Raw genomic sequence first — 3,109 nt, forward strand, 5'->3', positions numbered from 1 at the left:
GCCGCCCGGCGGCGGGCGGCGCGGCCCGCTTCCCGGCCGGGCGCACGGGCGCTTCCTTGACGAGCGTCATGGCGGTACGTCCCCTCAGCCCGCGAACGCGGCCTTGGCCTCGCCGAACAGCGCTTTCGCGGCGTCGGCCGGCTTGGACTTGCCCTGGGCCACCTCGCCGCCCAGGCGCAGGAACGCGGCCTCGATGACGTCGGCGCCGGACGGATGCGGGGTGATCTTCCCGAGCACACCGGCGTCGGCGACCTCGGTCTCGTAGGCGGCGACGCCCTTGTTGTTGGGGTCGGTGGGCTTGAACGCGGCGTACTGCTCGGTGGTGGCGAGGATGCCGCGGTCGTAGCCCATGATCTTTCCGACCTCGGGGTCGTGGACCATGAAGTCGATGAACTGGGCGGCTTCCTTGGGGTGCTTGGTGCCGGCGAAGGCGCTGAGCATCAGCGAGCCGAGGTACTGGCCGGTGTCCTTGCCGTCGGTGGTGGGGATCGGCGCGAGCCCGTAGTCCGACTCGCCCTCGCCCTCGTAGCGGATGGAGAAGTTGTCCCAGGTGAACTCGGACGCGGCCAGGCCTGCGGAGAGGCCGGACTTGGGCTTGACCTGTTCGATCTTCTTCGGGTCGGCGACCAGGCCGGACTTGACGCGCTTGTAGCCGTCGGCCCACCACTGGGTCAGGTCGTCCTCGGTGAAGCCGAGGTCGGAGTCGGTGAAGAAGGCCTTGCCGTTCTGGCGCAGGTAGAGGTCGTAGAGGTACATGATGCTGAAGTAGCCGGTGTCCCCGGCGATCTTCAGCTTGTCCTGGATCGTCTGGAGGGCGTCGAAGTAGTCGTCCCAGGTCCAGCCGAACTTGGCCTCGACGCCGGCCTTCTTGAAGGCCTTGAGGTCGATGACGAGCGCCATGGTGTTGGCGCCGACGGGTACGCCGAGCTGTTTTCCGTCGGCCTGACCGGCTGTCAGAACTCCGTTGCGGAAGTTCTCCAGACTCAGATTCCCCGAGTCCGCCTGTGTCTTGAGGTCCATCAGAACACCGCGCTTGTCGTACTTGCGCAGAAAGCCGACCGCATTCTGGAAAACGTCCGGCGGATTCCCACCGGAAGCCTGTGTCTGGAACTTCTCCCAGAACGCCTCGTAGTCGGTGAATTCGGGCTTGATTTTGATCTTCGGATACTTCTTCTCGAAGAGCGCGATGGTCTTCTTGATGGCGATGGTGCGCGGTTCGCCGCCCCACCACGCATAACGGAGCGTCACATTCCCGTCTCCGGAACCGCTTTCCCCACCGCAGCCCGCCGTCGCGGCCAGCCCGAGCACGGCCGCCGAAGCTCCGGCGGCCTTGAGGATCGTACGTCTCTCGACATTCCTGCTGGTTCCCACAGTCGGGCCCCTCCCCGGCATCGTTGCCGCCTGCGTGAATCGTTTCAAGTAAGCGCTTGCTGGCACAAGGTACGGAGGGTCCAGGGGTGCGTCAATGATTCGGACAGGAATTTCTCAAGGGCCGGCAAGGCGCGGCGGGGCGCTCGACGGCGGGACGAGGCGGCCGGTGCGGCGCCGTCGCAGGTGGGAGGCGCGCGGCCGACGGGCCGAACAGCAGGCGGCTCCGCCGGGGAAGAACGTCCGGGAGCAGGCGTTTGAAGGAGCATCAGGGACGCCGTACGGACGCCTGCACGACGGCGGCCCACCTGCACTGAAGCAGATGGGCCGCCGTCTTCGGGTGGGCGATACTGGGTTCGAACCAGTGACCTCTTCGGTGTGAACGAAGCGCTCTCCCACTGAGCTAATCGCCCGGACGCAGGAAGAAGATTACCCCATGTCAGGGGGTACCCATGACCGTCGGCGAGCCGCGATGAGCACCCCCGCGCGGGTCACTGGTCCTTGATGTTCCAGGGCATCTCAAGCCCGAACTTCCACAAGTAGACGCCGACCAGGGCCGCGATGATCACGAGGCCGATCGAGGTCAGGATGATGTTGCGCCGCCGCACCTTGGGGTCGAGGGCCTTCTGGGCCGCCTCGGTGACCTTGCGCTTGGTCCAGCGCAGCACCAGCTGGGCCCAGACGAACTCGGTCGCCCAGATCGCCATGCCGCCGAAGATCACGACCCAGCCGGGTCCCGGCAGCGGCAGCATCACGATGCCGGCGGCCACGACCGCGAGGCCGATCACGAAGATGCCGACCTGCCAGCTCAGATGCAGGACACGGCGCGCCTTTACAAACTCCGGCGCCTTGGAGCCGAGGCCCCGCTCACCGTCTGTGGCGTCCGTCTTCGTCACGTCCGCGCCGTTCCCGTCCGATGCCACGGCGACCTCGCCGGGCTCGTCACTCCCCGTATCCATACGGCCAAACCCTACCGGACGGAAACCGGTCACCGGAATGGTCGTACCGTGCGAACAGGCTCTCGGCCGGAAGAGTTACGTAAAGGCACGCAAAACACTCAGAGGGGTTTACAACGGCACCGTAGGTGGCATGTCGATTTCGCCGACGTGCGAATCCCCGAGCGCACACTGAGCGAAAGGCCCTGGCGCTTATGAACACCACGGTCAGCTGCGAGCTGCACCTGCGCCTCGTTGTGTCGAGCGAGTCCTCCCTGCCTGTCCCCGCAGGCCTGCGGTACGACACGGCCGACCCCTACGCCGTGCACGCCACCTTCCACACCGGAGCCGAGGAGACCGTCGAGTGGGTGTTCGCCCGCGACCTCCTCGCGGAAGGCCTCCACCGGCCCACCGGCACCGGCGACGTCCGTGTCTGGCCGTCGCGCAGCCACGGTCAGGGCGTCGTGTGCATCGCCCTGAGCTCCCCGGAGGGCGAAGCCCTCCTGGAGGCCCCGGCGCGGGCGCTGGAGTCCTTCCTGAAGCGAACGGACGCCGCCGTGCCCCCCGGCACGGAACACCGGCACTTCGATCTCGATCAAGAGCTCTCCCACATCCTGGCGGAGAGCTAGGCCCGCGGCCGCACGAAGCCGCCCGGCGCCGTCGACTCGGGGAGACGGCTCGGGCTTCGACATCCGCATACCGTGCGCACCGGCGCCGGGACCCCGCTCCCCCGCCGGGGCGGGCCGCCCGCCTGCACAACCCCCCCCACCCGAAATCACACCACATAAAAAAAAACACCCAATAGG

General features: G+C 67.1%; 3 protein-coding genes and 1 tRNA gene. 1 reads left to right on the forward strand and 3 read right to left on the reverse strand.

Going from position 1 to position 3,109, the window contains the following annotated elements; genetic code table 11:
* Positions 1–84: 84 nt before the first annotated feature.
* The 3 genes from ACWDR3_RS47540 to ACWDR3_RS47550 all read right to left on the reverse strand — a co-directional run bounded on the left by ACWDR3_RS47540 (position 85) and on the right by ACWDR3_RS47550 (position 2,327).
* Positions 85–1,371 (reverse strand): ABC transporter substrate-binding protein, encoded by a 1,287-nt coding sequence (locus ACWDR3_RS47540; protein ID WP_450358915.1) that lies wholly within the window; start codon positions 1,369–1,371, stop codon positions 85–87.
* A gap of 338 nt (positions 1,372–1,709) precedes the next feature.
* A tRNA-Val gene (locus ACWDR3_RS47545) sits at positions 1,710–1,781 on the reverse strand.
* Positions 1,782–1,859: 78 nt separating this feature from the next.
* Positions 1,860–2,327 carry a TIGR02611 family protein gene (locus ACWDR3_RS47550; RefSeq protein WP_450358916.1) on the reverse strand — a complete coding sequence of 156 codons (468 nt, stop codon included), beginning with the start codon at positions 2,325–2,327 and terminating at the stop codon, positions 1,860–1,862.
* 191 nt (positions 2,328–2,518) lie between these two features.
* Between ACWDR3_RS47550 and ACWDR3_RS47555 the strand changes: the two genes are divergently transcribed.
* On the forward strand, positions 2,519–2,932 hold the full coding sequence (locus tag ACWDR3_RS47555) for an SsgA family sporulation/cell division regulator (protein WP_004002642.1): 414 nt from the start codon (positions 2,519–2,521) through the stop codon (positions 2,930–2,932).
* Positions 2,933–3,109: the final 177 nt, after the last annotated feature.

This window comes from Streptomyces sp. NPDC001002, from assembly GCF_053599215.1.

Excerpts from the sequence above, each read along its gene's own strand:
- ACWDR3_RS47550 (WP_450358916.1), bottom strand. The coding sequence starts at position 2,327 with ATGGATACGGGGAGTGACGAGCCCGGCGAGGTCGCCGTGGCATCGGAC.
- ACWDR3_RS47555 (WP_004002642.1), top strand. The coding sequence starts at position 2,519 with ATGAACACCACGGTCAGCTGCGAGCTGCACCTGCGCCTCGTTGTGTCG.